This window comes from Nonomuraea sp. B19D2, from assembly GCF_040137845.1.
In the GTDB taxonomy this organism is placed as follows: domain Bacteria; phylum Actinomycetota; class Actinomycetes; order Streptosporangiales; family Streptosporangiaceae; genus Nonomuraea.
Window position 1 is genome coordinate 123,425 of the sequence record NZ_JBEFAK010000006.1, and the last position, 18,659, is coordinate 142,083.

The following is an 18,659-nucleotide window of genomic DNA, read 5'->3' on the forward strand; positions in this document are numbered from 1 at the left end:
CGATTCTTCGCGCTCACAGTTCTCCGGGACGGCCTGCCAGGGGTTCGGCGAGAGCGATCAGGTGACCCTCTTCACCAGGCTCCGCGTCGGCGGGCCGGGTCTGGGACGGCCGCGCCAGGCTCACACGCCCGGCTTGTGGTGGGCGGTTTCAGAGTTGGACGGGCGATTCCACTGTCGCCCTTCCGCCCACGGCGCCCGACTGCTCGTAGTGGACGTGGGCGTCAGCGCCTTCCATCCCAGGAGTAGAAGGCGCCCTGCAGGTGCTCGAAATAGTGATCGATGTGATCCTCTGACCACTCCACATCGTCAAGAAGTCGGGCTGGATCGCCCTGTGGACTCCAGGCGTAGCCGTAGGGGCTCTCCAAGGCCTTGCCCTGTTGGAAAACGACCACCCCACGCTCGCGGCGGACCTCCTCGAACTCCATCCCGCCGACGGTGCGGAGGCCGAGCCGCTCGCCGTCCCGCATTGTGCGGGCGAACGCCTCGATCTGCGGACGCGCGGAGGAACCGCTCGTCGCCGGTGCCGCCGAAAACCACGAGCGCCACCATCACGACGCCCGCGAGGGCGAGGATGCCGAAGAACGTCAACACTCCCCGACGAGAAGAGGTAGGGGGAGGCGTCTGCACCGCGTCTGGCGGTCATCGCCCAATGCCACGTAGCAAAGTTGATCATGCAGTGGACGAACCCTGCATCGATCCCTAAGAGGAACCCCTTCCGTTGGCGGCGTGGTGGAGGAAGGCGGATGCGAGAGTGGTCAGGTCGCCGGTGCGCCAGACGATGGCGTAGTCGAAGGCGGGACCGTGGGCGATCGGTAAGCAGGTTAGGCCGGGGCGTGGGTAGAGCTGTTCGGTTTGGGCGCCGACGATGGCCACGCCATGGCCAGAGGTGACGTAGGCCAGCATTTCTTGGAAACCGGGCAGCCGGGTGATCGTGGGCCGGGTGAGTGGCAGGTGGTGATCGATCCAGTAGTCGGGAAGATTCTGGGCGAACAGGAAGGTCTCCTGAGTCAGGTCCTCGGGGGTCACTTGGTCGCGTCGGGCCAGATGGTGGTCGGCGGGGACGGCGAGCAGTGCGGCTTCGGACAGCAGCACAGGCCCGACCGTGAGGTCCGGTTCGGCAACGGGCAGCGGCAGGATCGATAGGTCGACTTCGGCGCGGCGCAGTGGCCCGTAGAGGTCGTTCAGTGCGGTCTCGCGGATGGTGACCCGGCAGCTCGGCGTACCGGCGTGGAAGGCGTCGACCAACGGCAGGACGCGGCGGGCGATGGCGGCGGACATGTAGCCGAGGTGGAGCTCACCTGTGGTGCCGTGGCCGGTGGCAATCGCTCGCGCGATCGCCGTCTGGACCTGTGCGTAGGCCGGGCCGAGCTCGTCCAAGAGCTGCCGGCCGAGCGGGGTCAGCTCCACCCGGCGCGTGCTTCTGGCGAACAGTGGCGCCCCGAACCGGCGCTCGAGCTTCTTGATCGTTTGGCTGACCGAGGCAGGCGCGACCCGCAGCCGCTCTGCGGTGCGGGTGAAATGCAGCTCCTGAGCCAGAGCCAGAAACACCTCGATGTCCTGCCGTTCCATCCCCCCCATTGTTCACCCTGGCTGAACGATTGTTGACAAACCCGCCGTTGATGGCGGGGTTGCCGGCGTTCAGGATTGCCCTGATGTCACAACGAACTGCAGGACTGACGATGTGGGAAACGGTACGGCGGCTGCTGGCTCAGCATCGCTACCTCGTCCTCGGCACCGCGGACGGCGAGGGTCGGCCATGGGCCAGCCCGGTGTTCTTCGCCGCCGACGGGCAGCACCGGGTTCTGTGGGTGTCCTCGCCGGACAGCTGGCATTCACGGAATATCGCAGCGCGTCCGGAGGTGGCGATCACCGTCTTCGACACGGCTGCGCCCGTCGGCGGGGCGGAAGCGATCTACCTGGAGGCAACTGCGGGGTCGGCTGCCGACGACGCCCGCGCGGCGGACCTCGCCTTGCTCAACACCCGCCTGCCGACCGGTCACCAGCTAGTGCCGGAGGACCTCGAACCGGCTGGGCCGTTGCTGGTCTATCAGGCCGCGATCTCCAGGCATTTCGTGCTCATCCGCGGAGGGGATGCCCGTTTCGACAACGTCACCGATGCCCGGCTCGCGGTGTTTCCACCCGACCCCGAGCACACCACCCACACCATCTGAAGGAGACGCATGGCAAGGCTCATCTACTCGATGATCACCTCGCTCGACGGCTACGCCGAGGCGGCGGACGGAAACCTCGGCACCGGGGCGGAGGATCCGGAGGTGCATACCTTCATCAACGACGTCTTCCGTCCCGTCGGCACATACCTCTACGGCCGACGGATGTACGAGACGATGGTCTACTGGGAGACCGCGCACACCGAGCCCGACCAGCCACCGCACATCCTGCAGTACGCCCGCGACTGGCAGGCCGCGGAGAAGATCGTGTACTCCACGACGCTGGAGTCGGTGTCCAGCGCGAAGACCAGGATCGAGCGGACCTTCGACCCGGACGCGGTGCGCAGGCTCAAGGCCGAGGCTGATCACGACCTGACCGTCGACGGTCCGAACCTCGCGGCCCAGGCGATCGCGGCCGGCCTGGTGGACGAGTACCACCTGTTCGTCACCACGAGCGTGGTCGGCGGCGGCAAGCGGTTCTTTCCCGACGGCGTGCGCCTCGAACTCGAGCTGGTCGAGGAACGTGCCTTCGACAGCGGACTGATCTACGCGCGCTACCGGACCCGCTGAGCCGCGCCGGTTGCTGACATTGCGCCGGCTTCGGCTGTGCGGCGCTGGGGGCGTACCGCCACCTACATCGCCGTCGCGGTGCCCCTGATCTACTGCCTGACGCGATGGGCGTGGGCGCTCGGCATCCCCCTCGGCGTATCGCCCGAGCTCCTGCGGGCATCTCCACAGGCCACCGCGGGTTATCGCTCGTCTAGTGCGGTCACGGCTAACACCGCCACGGCGGTGGCTTACGACCTGAAGGTGTTCTTCGCGGTGGTTGCATGAGGCGGAGCGGGCCAAAGGTCAGCGTCCATCCGGCGTTTCGGGCCGCGTTTGCTCCCGCGTCTCGATGAGGGCAAGGTTGCCAAGAACCGGGTGCATCTCGATATCCACGTTGATGCTGACCGAAAGGTCGCCGAGGTCGAACGTCTGATAGGGCTCGGTGCCCAGCTGATCGAAACTCATAGCGATCGCGGACCCGTGACGTATGTCATGCGCGACCCGAAAGGCAATGAGTTCTGTCTGCACTAGAGCGACCTCGCGCCTGCCCTCCATGCGATCAGGAAGCCGAGGGCAGGATCGCCACGAGGCTCGATAAGGACTCCTGGAGGGGTTAAGGACACTATCTGACCGACTCCCACCGTGTCTGGGGCAGCGGAGCGCCCCGTCGAGTTTCGTGTTGGACGGGCGATGCCACTGTCGCCCTTCCGCCCACGGCGCCCGACTGCTCGTACTGGACGCAGGCGTCAGCGCCTTCCATCCCAGGAGTAGAAGGCGCCCTGCAGGTGCTCGAAATAGTGATCGATGTGATCCTCTGACCACTCCACATCGTCAAGAAGTCGGGCTGGATCGCCCTGTGGACTCCAGGCGTAGCCGTAGGGGCTCTCCAAGGCCTTGCCCTGTTGGAAAACGACCACCCCACGCTCGCGGCGGACCTCCTCGAACTCCATCCCGCCGACGGTGCGGAGGCCGAGCCGCTCGCCGTCCCGCATTGTGCGGGCGAACGCCTCGATCTCTGCGGACGCGCGGAGGAACCGCTCGTCGCCGGTGCCGCCGAAAACCACGAGCGCCACCATCACGACACCCGCGAGGGCGAGGATGCCGAAGAACGTCAACACTCCCCGACGAGAAACGCCGTCTGACACCGCGGCCTCCAGGTAATCGTCGCGAGTGGGGGGCTTCTGGTGATCGTAAACGGGCCAGCCTGGCAGGCGCCACGCGCGGGCGCATTGGTCGAGAGCGCCCTCCCGTCATCAATCGAACCTAAGTACGATTGGCGTATGTATCTCCCGCCGGAGTGGCCGCCCGAGGTCCGTCCACCCAGCGTTCCAGAGTGGGAGACCTCGGCTGTGTCCTGGTTGCTCGACGCCGTCCCGCCTGATTATCGGGCATATGAGGTGCTGCGGCGCCACCCGATAGCGCTGGCCAGGATGGCCCTTCACCACGTCAATTCGGCTGTCGAGGCCGCCAGGGCGGGATACCGGAGCGCCGCGGTGGACCTCAAAAGCCAACTCCCTCCTCATGCTGTCGAGGCGGTGCTCGACGTCTATCGCGAGGAGGGGCCACGCCTGGTCCGCCTGGCCCGCTCCATCGCCGTCGTCGAGCAAGCCTTGCGTGGCGACATGTTCACCGCGACCATGCGCAACTTCCGATGACGTACGACATGGTCATCTCCGAGCGGGGAGCTTGATCAGCTAGAGGGTCTGAGCGGCCTGAGCGCGAGAGCCGGGGGAACGCGGCGGACCGGTGGGCCGCCGCGTTCTGGAAGGGCGCGGGGTTCATGCGGCGGGGGCGGCCTGCTCCTCGTCGCGGGGGAAGAAGGGCAGCTCGAGGTAGACCCGGTCGGCGGCGGCGAGGATCTTCGAGGCGTCGTCGACCGGCGGGTGGATGTGCTGGTTGATCCGCTTCTTGACGGTCGCGCCGTCGGCACCCGAGGCCATCACCCTGCGGTCCCAGCCCCGGGTGAAGACCGCGCCGGCGCCGCCCAGGTCCAGGCAGGTGACGTACGGGCCGGGGGTGAAGTCGCGCAGCGGCACGTCGAGCAGGTCGGCCGCCGCGTTGTACCCGGCGACCTTGCCGAGCGGGGTGGCGTGCTGACATGCCTGCATGACCGTGTGCTCGGCGTCGAACGCCGCCGCGGCCGTGTCCCCGGCGACGAACACCTCGGGAAGGGCGCGCAGCCGCTGGTCCACCGGCACCCGGCCGAGGTGGTCGAGCTCGTCGGAGATCTGCCGGGTGAGCTCGCTGGCCCTGATCCCCACGGACCAGACCACCGCGTCCGCCTCGACCTTGGTGCCGTCGGAGAGGACGGCGTATCCGTCGCCCACCTCCGTCACCGTCGTCCCGAGGCGGCGTTCGACGCCGAGTTCGTCCAGCGCCGCCTCGATCTCCTCGCGCGGGCCCGGCCCGAGCTGGTCTGCGACCACCTCCGACCGGTCCACCAGCAGCACCCGGCCCTGGGCGGACAGTGCGGTCGCGGCCTCCAGGCCGACGAACCCGGCGCCGACGACCACGGCGGAGTAGTCCTCCAGGTCGCGTAGATGGTAGGTGAGCCGCCGCGCCCCGTCCAGGGTGTCGATGTCGAAGAGCCGTTCAGCGCCGGGCAGGCCCTCGGGCTGAACGAGCTTGCTGCCCGCCGCCAGCACCAGGCGGTCATAGCCGAGCTCCGCGCCGTCGGCCACCACCACGCGGCGGTCGGTGTCGATCGTGCTCACCGAGGCGTGCAGGTGCTCGACGCCGATCGGCTCGAGGATCCTGCGCAGCTCCACCTTGGCCAGGTCCGGCTCCGGCTCGTACAGGCGCGGCCGCAGCACCAGGTGCTCGTTCGGCGCGATGAGCGTGATGCGCAGGTCCGCGTCCCCGCGTGCCAGTGCCGCTCCCGCCGCGCTCCACACGCCCGCGAAACCGCCTCCGATGATCACAACGTGTGCCACTGTCTCGTCCTTCTCTCTCACCTGGGATGGTCGGCAGGGAGACAAGATGGCGGGTTCAGATGTGACCGATGCGGGCGAGTTTCTTGGGATTAGTCATTCTCCTGAACGTCGTGATCCGCCCGTCGGCGATCTCCACGGTGTCGAGCCAGACCAGCTCGCCGCCGTGGTAGGTCGCCAGGGCCGGGTGCCCGTTCACCTCGATGATCTGGACCGCGTCGGGGCGCCTGATCTCGATCTGCCTGACCGCCAGCAGGGCGATCGTCTCGGCGCCCCGGACCGGCCTGCGCGCGGCGGTCGCCTTGCCGCCGCCGTCGGCGACATAGACGGCCTCGGGGTGCAGCAGGCCGACGAGTGCGGCCATGTCTCCCGCGTCGGCGGCCGCCTTGAACGCCTTGAGCACGCGTTCGGTCTCGGCCCTGGACGCCTGGGGCCGCTCCTTGACCGCGGCCACCCGCGCCCGCGCGCGGGAGGCGAGCTTACGGCTGGCGGCGGGCGTGCCGCCGAGCACCTCGGCGATCCGGGCGAACGGGAAGTCGAAGACGTCGTGCAGCACCAGCGCGACGCGTTCGGCGGGGGTGAGCCGCTCCATGACCACCAGCATCGCGGTGCTCACCGACTCGTCCATGAGCACCTGGGCGGCGGCGTCGGGCCCGCTCAGCAGCGGTTCGGGCAGCCAGGGTCCGACATAGGACTCGCGCCGGACGCGCGCCGACTTCAGCACGTTGTAGGACGTCCGGGCGGCCAGGGTCACCAGCCAGGCCCGCAGATCCCGCACCTCGGACAGGTCGGCGGCGGCGGCGCGCAACCAGACCTCCTGCGTCACGTCCTCGGCCTCGGCCACGGTGCCGAGGATCCGGTAGGCCGCCCCGAAAACCGCGGGGCGATGCGCTTCCCAGTCGGCTGCCACCTCGGCCTCCTACGCCCTCGGATCGCTGATCGACCCCTGATTCTAGGCAGGGCGATTTCCTTCGGATCAGCGCAGGGGGTGCGGTGCAGGCCGCAAGTTACGCTTTCATCATGAACCGCCGGGGTAATCGGTCCCTGCCGACCAGCAAGGATGTCGCCGCACTCGCAGGGGTGTCGCAGAGCACGGTCTCCTATGTGATGAGCGGCAAACGCTCCATCTCGGCAGAAACGCGGAAACGTGTCGAGGACGCGATCGCTCGCCTGACCTATGAGCCCAATGCGGGAGCCCGGGCGCTACGTGAGCGTCGCTCCAACGTGATCGCGCTCGTGGTGCGGATGTCGGAGGAGGTCGATGGGGCGGACACGATCCCGTACGTCGACGCGGTCGTCGAGGAGGCCGGCAAACGCGACATCGAAGTCGTTCTGGTCACTGCCGAGGCAGGGCCGGACAGACTGATCCGCCTGGCCAAGCGCTCGATCTGCGACGGCATGGTGCTGATGGATATCCGCCGGCACGACGATCGTGTTCCCGTCGCGGCGAGTCTCGGCGTGCCGGTCGTGCTCATCGGCACGCCACAGGACAGCCATGGGCTGCACTGGGTCGATTTCGACCACCGTCGGGCCGGCGAGCTCCTGGTGGCGGAGCTCGCCGACGCCGGGCATCGGCACGCGGTCTTCATCAACGAAGACTTCGTCAGCGAGGCGCCGGGGGTCGAGACGGAGTATCACTTCATCAACGAGTTCCGCGCCGGATTGGCGAGCGCCGCCGACGCCCGCGGTCTGGATCTGGAGATGGTGCGTCCGCGGCGCCCCGGCTGGACAGGGGTCAGCGAGGTGGCCGAACGGCTGTTCCGGCGGTCGGGCGACCGCTTGGGGCTCATCGCCAGGACGCCGAAGGTGGTCGGCTGGGCCTTCCAGCTCTCTGCCATCCATCGTCTGATGCCGGGACGGGACTTCTCGCTGGTCGGTCTGTGCTCCGACAGCGTCGCACTGAGTTACGGCGTTCCCGTCACCAATGTCTCGCCCGAGCCCCGCGACACGGCCAGGCTGGCGATGTCGGTCCTCTTCGACCAGCTGGACGGCGTCGTCCCGGGCGGCGAGGACCGTCACGTCGTGGAGCCGCGCGGTCTCACGCGGCGTGCCAGTACCACGGTGTTCTCCGAAAGGCCGTGACGGCCGGCCCGAACGCCGAGCGGCCCGTACTGCCGTAGGGGCCGGAAAGTTCTCCTTGCCACATTCCTGCCCGCCGTGATGTGATGTCCCGCGATTCGATACGTATCGACAATGAGCCGATGGGGTTGAACGTGACGCGCAGGTTCGAATTCGGTGGGGGGAGCGTGCTCCTGGGACAGGACGGCGCGCCGGTGTCGTTCGAGCACGCCGCCGACCCTGACCGGCTCTATCTGCTGGACGAGGCGCTGGACACTTGGCACGGCCCCGACCACTCCTGGGGATCCGGCTTCATGATCACGCCGGAGGGATCCGGCCGCTGGGCGTCCCCGGTCGATCTCGATTGGCGTGCCGACGGTGTGACGGCTCGGCACCGCCCGCTTCCCGGGCTCGGGCTGGAGGTCACCCGACGGGCGCGCAACGGGCGTTTCACCGAGACCTACACCTGGACGAACACCGGCGACCACGAGATCGCCCTCACGGGGCTGGCCGTCAACACGCCGATCCGCGACCTCTACGACGGGGCGGCGACCGCGCTGGCGCGCAGCTGTCATGCGCACGTGTTCACCGGAGGTGCGTGGTCATGGCTGCTCGCCGAGCCGATGTCGGGGAACGCGCCGCTGCTCGGCGTGATCGTGCGAGAAGGCAGCCTGTGGGCGTACTCGGTGGAGTCCCGCAACAGGCACACGTCCTCGGACGCCCGGGGACACCTCCTGGTCCACCCCACTGACCACGCGCGGAACCCGGACTCGTTCGGCGGACAGCCGATCTTCACGCTCGCCCCCACCGAGAGCTACCAGCTGACCTGGGAAATCAGCTGGTACGACAGTCGCGAGGCCTTCCTCGCCGACACGGACGCGCCGGCGGAGCTGCCGGCGTTGACCGCACCGGCCGGCGACGCCCTGCGGGTGGAGCTCGCCGACGGGGCGAAGCTCGTCCCCGGGGACGGTGTCGCCGGCGACCGGGTCATCGCCACTCGTCACGGCGTCACGTACATCGATCTCGAGCGCGACGGGCGGCGCAGCCGGACCGGGGTCGCCTTCCTGGCACCGGTGCGCGACCTGGTCGAGGCTCGGATCGAGCGGATCCTGCGCGAGCACCGTCCGGACGAGCGACCCGAGCCCGATCGGTATGCGTTCGTCCCGGTCGACACCCGCACCGGGCTGCGGCAGACCGAGAACGCCTGGCCGGACTGGGGACACGGGGGCGAGCGGGTCGGCATGGCCGTCCTCCTCCAGCAAGCCCGGCTCCGAGGCTGGGGCGACCAGCCGGCGATCGATGACGCACTGCACGGGTTCGCCGGTTTCGCCCGCCGGCGTCTCGTGCGGCCGGACGGCTCGGTGGGACGAAGCGCCGGACAGGGCACGGAGCCGCTCCGGCTCTACAACACCCCGTGGCTGGCACACTTCTTCCAGACGCAGTTCGACCTCTACGGCGACGCCGCCGATCTGGACCTCGCCGCATCGTTATTGGCGGCCAGCTATGCGCTGGGTGTGTCCGATCACCTCTCGATCGGGCACGCGGAGGCTGTTGTCGCGGTGGCGGCGGCGCTGGAAGGGCGGGGCGACCTGGAACGTGCGGCCGCACTGCGCAAGGCCTTGATCGGGCACGCTCGCCGGTTCGCCGACCTCGGCACCGACCTGCCGGCACACGAGGTCACCTACGAACAGTCGATGGTCGCGCCCCTCGTCAGCCTGCTCGCGACCGCGTTCACCATCCAGCCCGACGACCACTTCCTCGCGCCCCTGCGTACGGCTGTCCGGTGGCTGCGGGCATTCGGTGGCCCGCAGCCGCACGTGCGGCTGCGGGACATCGGCATTCGTCATTGGGACGGCTACTGGTTCGGCATCGACCGGCAATGGGGCGACACCTTCCCGCACTACTGGAGTGTCCTCACCGCCGTCGCGCTGCGGCAGCTGCCTGACGAGCTGACGGATGACGAGACCCGTCGCGCGGCGGATGCGATCTTCGCCGCGAACCTCGTCGACTTCGGCGCCGACGGCGATGCCACCTGCGCGTTCATCATGCCCAGCTGCGTCGACGGCCGACCGGCCCACCGAGCCGACCCGCTGGCCAACGATCAGGACTGGGCGCTGGCCCTGCTCCTGAGATCCACCCCATCCCGACCATGAACGACCGACCAGCCGCGACGAGAGTCACCGCCTTGACGGCGAGGAGGAGAAGAGCGTCCAGACAAGGGAGGGCGTGATTCATCAAGATATGGCGGGGACGGCCGGTTAGCCGGAAAATCGGCAGTGTGACGGAGAAGATCGGGGTCGTGGGAGCCGGCATCGTCGGCCTGGCCGTGGCGCGCGAGCTGGCCAAGGCCAGGGGTGCCGAAGTGACCGTGCTGGAGAAGGAGTCGCGCGTCGGCGCCCACCAGACCGGGCACAACAGCGGCGTCGTCCACGCGGGCATCTACTACCCGCCCGGCTCGCTCAAGGCCAGGTTGTGCCGCGAGGGTGTGGCGCTGCTCAAGGAGTACTGCGCCGCGCACGCGCTGCCGTACGAAGAGGCCGGCAAGCTGGTCGTCGCCAGTAACCAGGCCGAGCGGCCGCTGCTGAGCGCGCTGGCCGAGCGGGCGCGCGCCAACGGCGTGCCCGGCATCGCCGAGCTCGACGCGCTCGGCCTGCGCGAGATCGAGCCGTACGCGGTCGGCGTCGGCGCGATCCACTCGCCGCACACAGCGATCTGCGACTTCCCCGCCGTCGCGCGCCGGCTCGCGCTTGATGTGGCGGAGATGGGCGGTTCTGTACGCCTTTCGCATCCGGTCAGGGGGATCAGGGAGCGTTCAGGAAAAGTCGAGGTGGTCGCGGCGAATCGGAAGTTCGCCTTCGACCGCCTGGTGGTGTGCGGCGGGCTGGAGACCGACAAGGTGGCCGAGATGGCGGGATATCCGGGTGAGGTGCGGATCGTCCCGTTCAGGGGGGAGTTCTACGCGCTCCGGGGTGCGGCCAAGGACCTGGTGCGCGGGCTGATCTACCCGGTGCCGGACCCGCGGTATCCGTTCCTGGGAGTGCATCTGACCCGGCAGATCGACGGCGGAGTGCTGGTGGGGCCGAACGCGGTGCTCGCCCTGGCTTATGAAGGCTACCAATGGCGAAATATCCGTGATTTCGGGCAAATTCTTGGCTGGCCCGGGACGTTGCGCATGGCCATGGCCCACTGGCGTACCGGGATAAAGGAGGCGTACGGATCTTTCGTCAAGAAAGCCTTCCTCAATGGAGCCCGCCGCTACATTCCCGAGCTCACCGCCGCCGACCTCGTACGAGCTCCCGGCGGCGTCCGCGCCCAGGCCGTCTCCAGGGACGGCAACCTGCTCGACGACTTCGTGGTGGACGTGCACGGCAACATCGTCCTGGTACGCAACGCGCCTTCGCCCGCGGCCACCTCCAGCCTGGCAATTGCCCGGCATATCGCCGGAATTGTCCCAGCACTCGTCCGATGAGTGCATCCTTGGATGTGATGGAATCACGCCTGCTGATAGTCGAGGACGACCCGAACATCCTCGAGCTCCTCGCCGCGAGCCTGAGGTTCGCGGGATTCGACGTGACCACCGCGAAGAGCGGCCACGACGCCGTGGCCGCCGTGCAGCGGCACCGCCCTGACCTCGTCGTGCTCGACGTGATGCTGCCCGACCTGGACGGGTTCGAGATCGTCAGGCGGCTGCGCGGCGGCGGGTTGCACACGCCCGTGGTGTTCCTCACCGCGCGTGACGAGACCGAGGACAAGATCCGCGGGCTCACGATCGGCGGCGACGACTACGTGACCAAGCCGTTCAGCCTGGAGGAGGTGGTCGCCAGGATCCACGCGGTCCTGCGCCGTACGAGCGGCGACCTCCCGGCGGCCCCGCCGCGGCTGACGTTCGCCGACATCGAGCTCGACGAGGAGAGCCACGAGGTGTGGCGCGGGGGCAACGCGGTGGCGCTGTCGCCGACCGAGTTCAAGCTGCTGCGCTACTTCATGACGAACGCCGGCCGCGTCCTGTCCAAGCCGCAGATCCTCGACCACGTGTGGGACTACGACTTCCGGGGCGAGGTGGGCATCGTCGAGTCGTACGTGTCCGTGCTGCGCCGGAAGATCGACAACCGCAGCCCCCGGCTCATCCACACCCTGCGCGGTGTCGGCTACGTCCTACGCCTGCCACCGAGTCCCTGATGCGCGGCCTGCCGCTGCGGATCAAGCTCATCGCGTCGATGCTGGCCCTGCTCGGGTTCGGCCTGACCTTCATCGGCCTGGTGAGCGTCTCGGTGCTGCACGGCTATCTCATGGATCGGGTGGACAGCCAGCTCACTCTGCTCAGCGCCCGCATGGTCAAGAAGGTCAGGAGCGACTGGCGCAACGACAGGGAGACCTCCGACCGGCCGATCCTCATCGAGTCCGACGCGATCGCCCTGGTCAAGGAGCCGGGCGGCCAGTTCGTGCCGATGCTGACCGACCGCGACGTGGACGTGAAGCCGAAGCCGGTGCTGTCGCCGTCGCCGGGCGCGGATCCGTACACCACCCGCGCGATCAGCGGCACCGGCGAGTGGCGGGTGCTGGAGAGCACGGTCCAGCGGCGCACGCTCGTGGTCGCGGTGGACATGGAGGAGGTCGACGCGATCACCAGGCGGCTCGTGCTCATCGAGCTCCTGGGCGGCGGCGGCATCCTGCTGCTGCTGGCCGTCGTGGGCATCACCATCGTGCGGCGCAGCATGCGCCCGCTCGGCCAGATCGAGCGCACGGCCGAGGCCATCGCCGGGGGAGAGCTGGGCCGCCGGGTGCCGGACGCCGACCCGCGTACCGAGGTCGGACGCCTGGCCAGGTCACTCAACGGGATGCTCGCCCAGATCGAGGCCGCGTTCACGGCGCGGTCGGCGTCCGAGGCGGCGGCCCGCCGCTCCGAGGACCGCATGCGCCAGTTCGTCGGCGACGCCTCGCACGAGCTGCGCACCCCGCTGACCTCGATCCGCGGGTTCGCCGAGTACGCCAGGCAGAACCCCGGCGCCGACCCCGCCGAGCTGATGCAGCGCGTGGAGAAGGCCGCGGGCCGGATGAGCCTGCTGGTGGACGACCTGCTGCTGCTGGCCAGGGTGGACCAGCAGCGGCCGCTCAAGATGCGCCCGGTGGACATGCTGGCCCTGGCCGCGGACGCCGTACAGGACGCCAGGATCCTCGCGCCTGACCGGATCATCAAGCTGGACGTGGTCGGCGGCGCGGCCCTGATCGTCTCGGGCGACGAGGTACGGCTGCGCCAGGTCATCAGCAACCTCGTCACCAACGCCATCATCCACACCGAACCCGGCTCGCCGATCATCGTCCGGGCCGGGGCGGGCGCGGACACGTTCTTCCTCGAAGTGGTCGACCAGGGCCCGGGACTCACCCCCGAGCAGGTCGAGCACGTCTTCGAGCGCTTCTACCGCGCCGACTCCGCCAGGTCGCGCCGCCGTTCCGGTGAGGACAGGGGCAGCGGCCTCGGCCTGGCCATCGTGCAGGCCCTCGTCCGCGCCCACGGCGGCACGGTGACGCTGGACAGCTCGCCGGCAGCCGGCTCCACCTTCCGGGTGGAACTCCCACTCGCCTTGGAGTGAGCCTTCAGCTAACCCTCAGGTGGTTGAGTCACTCTAAGTAGGTGACGAAACCCGAGGCGCTGATCATGGTGGTGGACGACGAACCCAGCATCAGGGATCTGCTCTCCGCCAGCCTGCGCTTCTCCGGGTTCGAGGTGCTGACCGCCGCCGACGGGCAGGAGGCCGTGGAGGTGGCCGATCGGGCCTCGCCCGACCTTGTGGTGCTCGACGTGATGCTGCCGGACCTGGACGGGTTCGAGGTGGCCAGGCGGATCGACGCCCCTGTGCTGTTCCTGACCGCCCGCGGCGACACCGAGGACAAGATCGCGGGGCTGCGGGTGGGCGACGACTACGTCACCAAGCCGTTCAGCCTGGAGGAGGTGCAGGCCAGGATCCGGGCGGTGCTGCGGCGCACGCGCGGGGAGGGCGTGCCCGCCAGCAAGCTCAAGGTGGCCGACCTGGAGCTGGACGAGGACGCCCGCGAGGTGTGGCGGGGCGGGCGGCAGGTGCGACTGTCGCCGACGGAGTTCAAGCTGCTGCACTACTTCATGGTCAACGCGGGCCGCGTCCTGTCGAAGGCGCAGATCCTGGACCACGTGTGGAACTACGACTTCGGCGGCGATGCCGGCGTCGTCGAGTCGTACGTCTCCTACCTCAGGCGCAAGGTGGACGACGTCGAGCCGCGGCTCATCCACACCCTCCGCAGCGTCGGCTACGTGCTCAGGGAACCGCCTCCGGGTTAGGTGCAACATCCGCTGAACGCGGTCAACCGTGGGTAGCTTGAGCTTATGGACCTGCTGGCCGCGTTGGAGGCGCTGCGCCGGCCGCTGGATCGCGAGCTGTTCCCGCTGGCGGTGGGCGAGGCAGCGCGCGATCGGCGCGCGCAGCGTGAGCTCGCCGGACAGCTCGACGACTACCTGCTGCCCCGGCTGCGCGCCCTCGACGCGCCGCTGCTGGCCGTCGTCGGTGGATCCACGGGAGCGGGCAAGTCCACGCTGGTCAATTCGCTGGTCGGGGCCGACGTGACTGAGCCCGGCGTGCTGCGGCCCACCACGCTGGTGCCCACGCTCGTGGTCAGCCCGGCCGACCGTGCCTGGTTCATGGGCCAGAACGTGCTCCCCAGCCTGTCCCGTGCCACAGGCACCGGACCGGGTGCGCTGCGGGTGGTCACGTCGGATGCGCTCGGCGCCGGTCTCGCGCTGCTCGACGCGCCCGACATCGACTCAGTGGTGGTCGCCAACCGGGAGCTCGCCGCCCAGTTGCTGGCCGCCGCCGATCTCTGGCTGTTCGTCACGACCGCTGCCCGGTACGCCGACGAGGTGCCGTGGAGCTTCCTGCGTTCCGCCCGCGAACGCAGCACCGCCCTGGCCCTCGTACTCGACCGGGTGTCCCCGGACGCGGTCGGTCCCGTCTCGCGCGACCTCTCCCGCCTGCTCGCCGAGAACGGACTCGACGGCACCCTGCTGTTCACCGTCCCCGAGGCCGTGCTCCCCGCGGAGAAGGCCAGGCTGCCTGCGGAGACCGTACGGCCCATCTCCTCCTGGCTCACCGGGCTGGCCGCCGACGCCGCGGAGAGATCTCGCGTCGTACGCCAGACGCTGTCGGGAGCGCTCGACAGCCTGGCCACCCGGGTTCCCGCGCTGGCCGAGGCCGTCGAACGCCAGCAGGCAGCCTTCGACGGCCTGCGCTCCATCGTGGCGGGCGCTTACGCGGGCGGGCTGGCCGACTTCGACGCGGGCATGCGTGACGGGTCGCTGCTGCGAGGCGAGGTGCTGGCCCGCTGGCAGGACTTCATCGGCACCGGCGACCTCATGCGCTCCCTGGAGAGCCGGGTCGGCTGGCTGCGCGACAGGATCGTCGGCTTCTTCACGGGGCGGGTGCCCGAGCTCCAGCTCAGGGACGCCCTGGAGAGCGGCGTGGAGGCGCTCATCAGGGGCGCCGCCGACGGGGCCGCCGAGCGCGCCCTGGAAGGCTGGTCGGCCGCGCCCGGCGGGCCCGACCTGCTGGAACGGCTCGGCCCCATGGAGTCCGCCCGGCTCGGCCGCGCCTCGGCCGACCTGGGCAAGCGTTCGGAGTCGGCGGTCCGCGGGTGGCAGGAGTACGTCCTTGACCTCGTACGAGAGGAGGGGGCCGAGCGGCGGACGGCCGCCCGCGTGGCGTCGTTCGGGGTGAACGGGGCGGGGCTGCTGCTCATGCTGGGCGCGTTCGCCTCGACGGGCGGGTTGACCGGGATCGAGGTGGGCATCGCGGGCGGGACGAGCCTGCTGTCGCAGAAGCTGCTGGAGGCCGTCTTCGGGGATCAGGCGGTGCGTACGCTGACCGTGGCCGCGCGGGCGGACCTGCGGGATCGGGTGCGAATGCTGCTGGAGGAGGAGTCGTACCGGTTCATGGCTCAACTGGAGGCGGTGGAGCCGCCGGGCGGGACGGCGAACGCGCTTCGGGTGGCGGCCGAGCGCATCCACATCCACCGCGCGGAGCTCCCGCTGACCACGGGGGAGAGCCCATGAAGCTGCTTCGCCGCAAGGAAGGCCCGTCTCTCGACTCCCGGCTGGCGGCCCTGCTCGAGGCGGCCTCGCTGGCCGAGGGGCGGCTGGCCGAAGAGGCGGTGTCCGGCGCACGCGCGGTCGCGGAACGAGCCGGGGCGCGCCGCAACCTCTCCGTCGACCACACGGTGGCCGCGCTGGCGGGTGCGACGGGCAGCGGCAAGTCGTCGCTCTACAACGCCCTGGCCGGGGAGGAGCTGGCGGCGGTGGGCGTCGTACGGCCCACCACCTCGACCGCCCAGGCGGCGCTGTGGGACGGCGAGGGCTCCGGTTCGCTGCTGGACTGGCTGGGCATCCCCCAGCGCCACTCCGCCGCCCCTGCCCCCGACTTGTCCGGACTTATCCTCCTGGACCTGCCCGACCACGACTCCATCCAGCTCTCCCACCGCCTGGAGGTGGACCGCCTGGTGGAGCTGGTGGACCTGCTGGTGTGGGTGGTGGACCCGCAGAAGTACGCCGACGCCGCCCTCCACGACCGCTATCTCCGCCCGCTCTCCGCCCACCGGGACGTGATGCTGGTGGTGCTCAACCAGGCGGACCGCCTCCCCGCGCACGCTGTCGAGCGCTGCCTCGGAGACCTCCGCCGCCTGCTGGACGAGGACGGCCTGACGGGCGTCCCGGCCCTTGCCGCCTCGGCCCGTACGGGTGCCGGGCTCGCGGAGCTCCGCTCGCTGCTCGGCGAGCGTGTCGCGCACCGCAGGTCCTGGTCCACGCGGCTCGCCGCCGACGTCACCACCGCCGCCACCCGTCTCGGCGGACCAGCGGCGGAGGACGGTACGGCGAGCGGGGTGGCAGAGGGCGGCGCGGGGCGGACGGCGGGGATGGACCGGGCGCTCACCGCTGCGCTGTGTGACGCGGCCGGGGTGCCGCTGGTCGTGCAGGCCGTGGCGAAAGGACATCGGCACCGTGCTGTCGTCGCCACCGGATGGCCCGTCACCCGCTGGATCCGCAAGTTCCGGCCCGACCCGCTCCGCAGGCTGCGCATCGGCACCACCGCTCCGGCAGGCGAACGGCCGAGCCGGCCGCCGGACAGGCGACCCGGCGAGCCGCCGGGCAGGCTGCGGGCCGAAGTGGCGGGCAAGCCGCGGGGCGAGCTGGCGGGCGGGCCACGGGACGAGCTGCCGGGTGAGCCGCCGGGGGGATCGGCCGACCGGCCGCCGGGGGTGGGGATCGTCGGTCGTACGTCCGTGCCCGCGGCCTCGGCCGTACAGAGGGCGAAGGTTGAGACGGCGATCAGGGACGTCGGCGAGGCGGCCGCGGCGGGTCTGCCCGGCCCGTGGGCGGCGGCGGTGCGGCAGGCGGCGCGGTCCCGGTCCCGGGAGCTGGCCGACGAGGTGGACCGCGCGGTGGCCACGACGTCCTTCCGCGCCACCAGGCGTCCCAGGTGGTGGCGGGCGGTGAACGTGCTGCAGTGGCTGGTGTTCGCGGCCATGCTGGCCGGTGCCCTGTGGCTGGGCGGGTTGTTCGCGATGGACTACCTGCGCCTGCCCCAGCCGCCGCTCCCGACCGTGGGCGTGGTGCCGTGGCCGACGGTGTTGCTGCTGGGCGGTGCGCTCGCCGGGGTGCTGATCGCGTTGTTGTCCCGGCTGGCCGCGTGGGCAGGCGGAAGGAGAAGGGCCAGGCGTACGGCCAGAGCCCTGCGTACGGCCATCGGCCAGGTGAGCGACGAGCTCGTGCTGGCACCCGTAAGAGTGGAGCTCGACCGGTACGCCCGCTTCATGGCGGCGATCAACCGAGCCCTAGACGGCACGTGAAGGCCGGAGCAGCACGGCCGCCAGCCCCACCCCGAGCACCAGCATCAGCCCCACGAGCCGTGCCCCGGCCCGGTACCCCCAAGATCGGGTGCCGTAGGCGGCGGAGGAGTCACGTGGCGGTCCTTCCAATTGGCGAACACACCGGAGGAGATGTCCGGATAAGCCGGGATGTTTCACTCTGTCCCGAGGGAGCCGGCAATCGTGCGCAGCGTCGACAGGAGCGGGCGCAGGAGGGGGTGGGCGTCGGCACCGCGGCGAATGGCGGCGAAGACGCGGCGCTCGGGCCCCGGCGTCTGGCGGACCACGACCCCCGCCAGCGCCATGTCGCGCAGGGCCAGCCGCGGCACGAGAGCCACTCCTGCCCCCGCCCCGACCAGGGCGACCACGGCGCGGAAGTCGTCGGAGCAGTGCGCGAGGTTCGGCGTGAAACCCGCCTGCCGGCACGCGAACGTGATCACGTCGTGCACCGGGTTGCCGGGATACGGCCCGATCCAGGTCGCATCGGAGAGCGACACGAGGGTGGCAGAACCCGCCAGCGGGTGGTCCTGGGGGAGCACCAGGTCGAACGGCTCGGCGTACAGCGGCAGACGCGACAGGCGCCGGTCGGCCGCGTCGGGCGCGCCTCGGTACTCGACCGTGATGGCCAGGTCGGCCTCGCCGTCCAGCAGCATGGCCAGGCTGTGGTCACCCTCGGCGTCCAGCACGCGTACGTGCACGCCGGGGGACGTGGCGCGCAGGGCGGCGATGGCGGGGGAGAGCACGGCGCTGATGGCGGTGGCGAAGCAGGCCACCGTGACCTCGCCCGCCTCGCCCGTGGTGTACGCGGCCACCTCGGCCTCGGCGCGTTCGAGCTGGGCGAGGACCTCGTTGGCGTGGCCGAGCATGATCTTGCCGACGGCGGTGAGGTGCACGCCGCGCCCGTCACGGGTGAGCAGCCGGTGGCCCACCTCGTGCTCCAGCGCGACGAGCTGCTGGGACACCGCCGACGGGGTGAGGTGCAGTGCGGCCGCCGCGCCGGTGACCGTGCCATGGTCGGCCACCGCCCGCAGCGTGCGCAACCGCCGCGTGTCTATCACGCAGCGAGAAT

The 18,659-nt window shown here is 70.2% G+C and carries 20 protein-coding genes; 13 read left to right on the plus strand and 7 right to left on the minus strand.

Annotation, left to right across the window (positions count from 1 at the left end; all coding sequences use genetic code 11):
* Positions 1–221: 221 nt before the first annotated feature.
* Positions 222–425: a hypothetical protein gene (locus tag ABN273_RS13685; protein ID WP_349449116.1), complete on the minus strand. Its 204-nt coding sequence runs from the start codon at positions 423–425 to the stop codon at positions 222–224.
* A 274-nt stretch (positions 426–699) separates the two neighbouring features.
* The gene (locus tag ABN273_RS13690) at positions 700–1,569 is read right to left on the minus strand and encodes a LysR family transcriptional regulator (protein WP_349449117.1); all 870 of its coding nucleotides are present in this window, start codon (positions 1,567–1,569) and stop codon (positions 700–702) included.
* An 8-nt stretch (positions 1,570–1,577) separates the two neighbouring features.
* Here ABN273_RS13690 and ABN273_RS13695 point away from each other — a divergent pair, with 8 nt between their 5' ends.
* From ABN273_RS13695 to ABN273_RS13710, 4 genes are all read left to right on the plus strand, one after another.
* The gene (locus ABN273_RS13695; RefSeq protein ID WP_349449118.1) at positions 1,578–2,171 is read left to right on the plus strand and encodes a pyridoxamine 5'-phosphate oxidase family protein; all 594 of its coding nucleotides are present in this window, start codon (positions 1,578–1,580) and stop codon (positions 2,169–2,171) included.
* A 9-nt stretch (positions 2,172–2,180) separates the two neighbouring features.
* Positions 2,181–2,738 carry a dihydrofolate reductase family protein gene (locus ABN273_RS13700; protein ID WP_349449119.1) on the plus strand — a complete coding sequence of 186 codons (558 nt, stop codon included), beginning with the start codon at positions 2,181–2,183 and terminating at the stop codon, positions 2,736–2,738.
* A 36-nt stretch (positions 2,739–2,774) separates the two neighbouring features.
* Positions 2,775–3,002 (plus strand): hypothetical protein, encoded by a 228-nt coding sequence (locus tag ABN273_RS13705; protein WP_349449120.1) that lies wholly within the window; start codon positions 2,775–2,777, stop codon positions 3,000–3,002.
* Positions 3,003–3,092: 90 nt separating this feature from the next.
* The gene (locus ABN273_RS13710) at positions 3,093–3,248 is read left to right on the plus strand and encodes a VOC family protein (RefSeq protein ID WP_349449361.1); all 156 of its coding nucleotides are present in this window, start codon (positions 3,093–3,095) and stop codon (positions 3,246–3,248) included.
* A 215-nt stretch (positions 3,249–3,463) separates the two neighbouring features.
* On the opposite strand, the gene ABN273_RS13715 is transcribed toward ABN273_RS13710, so the two are convergent.
* Positions 3,464–3,835 carry a hypothetical protein gene (locus ABN273_RS13715; protein ID WP_349449121.1) on the minus strand — a complete coding sequence of 124 codons (372 nt, stop codon included), beginning with the start codon at positions 3,833–3,835 and terminating at the stop codon, positions 3,464–3,466.
* Positions 3,836–3,997: 162 nt separating this feature from the next.
* Between ABN273_RS13715 and ABN273_RS13720 the strand changes: the two genes are divergently transcribed.
* Positions 3,998–4,372: a hypothetical protein gene (locus tag ABN273_RS13720; protein WP_349449122.1), complete on the plus strand. Its 375-nt coding sequence runs from the start codon at positions 3,998–4,000 to the stop codon at positions 4,370–4,372.
* Between the two features lie 123 nt (positions 4,373–4,495).
* Here ABN273_RS13720 and ABN273_RS13725 read toward each other — a convergent pair whose 3' ends face one another.
* Together ABN273_RS13725 and sigJ are read right to left on the minus strand one after the other, a co-directional pair.
* Positions 4,496–5,650 (minus strand): NAD(P)/FAD-dependent oxidoreductase, encoded by a 1,155-nt coding sequence (locus ABN273_RS13725; RefSeq protein WP_349449123.1) that lies wholly within the window; start codon positions 5,648–5,650, stop codon positions 4,496–4,498.
* A 55-nt stretch (positions 5,651–5,705) separates the two neighbouring features.
* Complete coding sequence (sigJ, locus tag ABN273_RS13730; protein ID WP_349449124.1) at positions 5,706–6,557, minus strand: RNA polymerase sigma factor SigJ; 852 nt, start codon at positions 6,555–6,557, stop codon at positions 5,706–5,708.
* 110 nt (positions 6,558–6,667) lie between these two features.
* Here sigJ and ABN273_RS13735 point away from each other — a divergent pair, with 110 nt between their 5' ends.
* The 8 genes from ABN273_RS13735 (at position 6,668) to ABN273_RS13770 (ending at position 17,572) form a co-directional block, all read left to right on the plus strand.
* On the plus strand, positions 6,668–7,729 hold the full coding sequence (locus ABN273_RS13735; RefSeq protein ID WP_349449125.1) for a LacI family DNA-binding transcriptional regulator: 1,062 nt from the start codon (positions 6,668–6,670) through the stop codon (positions 7,727–7,729).
* A gap of 119 nt (positions 7,730–7,848) precedes the next feature.
* A complete protein-coding gene (locus ABN273_RS13740; RefSeq protein ID WP_349449126.1) occupies positions 7,849–9,858 on the plus strand; it encodes a hypothetical protein in 2,010 nt (669 codons plus the stop codon).
* Positions 9,859–9,983: 125 nt separating this feature from the next.
* Positions 9,984–11,174: an L-2-hydroxyglutarate dehydrogenase gene (gene lhgD / locus ABN273_RS13745; protein ID WP_349449127.1), complete on the plus strand. Its 1,191-nt coding sequence runs from the start codon at positions 9,984–9,986 to the stop codon at positions 11,172–11,174.
* 17 nt (positions 11,175–11,191) lie between these two features.
* The gene (locus tag ABN273_RS13750) at positions 11,192–11,884 is read left to right on the plus strand and encodes a response regulator transcription factor (RefSeq protein ID WP_349449128.1); all 693 of its coding nucleotides are present in this window, start codon (positions 11,192–11,194) and stop codon (positions 11,882–11,884) included.
* Positions 11,884–13,296, plus strand: coding sequence for a sensor histidine kinase (locus ABN273_RS13755; RefSeq protein WP_349449129.1), 1,413 nt, complete (start codon positions 11,884–11,886; stop codon positions 13,294–13,296). Before ABN273_RS13750 ends, ABN273_RS13755 begins: the two co-directional genes overlap by 1 nt.
* 65 nt (positions 13,297–13,361) lie before the next feature.
* Positions 13,362–14,018: a response regulator transcription factor gene (locus tag ABN273_RS13760; protein ID WP_349449362.1), complete on the plus strand. Its 657-nt coding sequence runs from the start codon at positions 13,362–13,364 to the stop codon at positions 14,016–14,018.
* 45 nt (positions 14,019–14,063) lie between these two features.
* Positions 14,064–15,782: a GTPase family protein gene (locus tag ABN273_RS13765; RefSeq protein WP_349449130.1), complete on the plus strand. Its 1,719-nt coding sequence runs from the start codon at positions 14,064–14,066 to the stop codon at positions 15,780–15,782.
* Positions 15,779–17,572 (plus strand): GTPase, encoded by a 1,794-nt coding sequence (locus ABN273_RS13770; RefSeq protein WP_349449131.1) that lies wholly within the window; start codon positions 15,779–15,781, stop codon positions 17,570–17,572. The genes ABN273_RS13765 and ABN273_RS13770 overlap by 4 nt, the downstream gene beginning before the upstream one ends.
* Here ABN273_RS13770 and ABN273_RS13775 read toward each other — a convergent pair.
* On the minus strand, positions 17,558–17,701 hold the full coding sequence (locus tag ABN273_RS13775) for a hypothetical protein (RefSeq protein WP_349449132.1): 144 nt from the start codon (positions 17,699–17,701) through the stop codon (positions 17,558–17,560). The two genes, ABN273_RS13770 and ABN273_RS13775, sit on opposite strands and share 15 nt — an antisense overlap.
* Positions 17,702–17,745: 44 nt before the next feature.
* Positions 17,746–18,648, minus strand: coding sequence for a LysR family transcriptional regulator (locus ABN273_RS13780; RefSeq protein ID WP_349449133.1), 903 nt, complete (start codon positions 18,646–18,648; stop codon positions 17,746–17,748).
* Positions 18,649–18,659: the final 11 nt, after the last annotated feature.

Bases quoted from the DNA above. Each gene is read 5' to 3' on its own strand.
- ABN273_RS13770 (WP_349449131.1), top strand. From the start codon at position 15,779: ATGAAGCTGCTTCGCCGCAAGGAAGGCCCGTCTCTCGACTCCCGGCTG.
- ABN273_RS13750 (WP_349449128.1), top strand. From the start codon at position 11,192: ATGGAATCACGCCTGCTGATAGTCGAGGACGACCCGAACATCCTCGAG.
- ABN273_RS13755 (WP_349449129.1), top strand. From the start codon at position 11,884: ATGCGCGGCCTGCCGCTGCGGATCAAGCTCATCGCGTCGATGCTGGCC.
- ABN273_RS13700 (WP_349449119.1), top strand. From the start codon at position 2,181: ATGGCAAGGCTCATCTACTCGATGATCACCTCGCTCGACGGCTACGCC.
- ABN273_RS13720 (WP_349449122.1), top strand. From the start codon at position 3,998: ATGTATCTCCCGCCGGAGTGGCCGCCCGAGGTCCGTCCACCCAGCGTT.
- ABN273_RS13765 (WP_349449130.1), top strand. From the start codon at position 14,064: ATGGACCTGCTGGCCGCGTTGGAGGCGCTGCGCCGGCCGCTGGATCGC.
- ABN273_RS13740 (WP_349449126.1), top strand. From the start codon at position 7,849: ATGGGGTTGAACGTGACGCGCAGGTTCGAATTCGGTGGGGGGAGCGTG.
- ABN273_RS13685 (WP_349449116.1), bottom strand. From the start codon at position 425: ATGGAGTTCGAGGAGGTCCGCCGCGAGCGTGGGGTGGTCGTTTTCCAA.
- ABN273_RS13760 (WP_349449362.1), top strand. From the start codon at position 13,362: ATGGTGGTGGACGACGAACCCAGCATCAGGGATCTGCTCTCCGCCAGC.
- ABN273_RS13735 (WP_349449125.1), top strand. From the start codon at position 6,668: ATGAACCGCCGGGGTAATCGGTCCCTGCCGACCAGCAAGGATGTCGCC.
- ABN273_RS13690 (WP_349449117.1), bottom strand. From the start codon at position 1,569: ATGGAACGGCAGGACATCGAGGTGTTTCTGGCTCTGGCTCAGGAGCTG.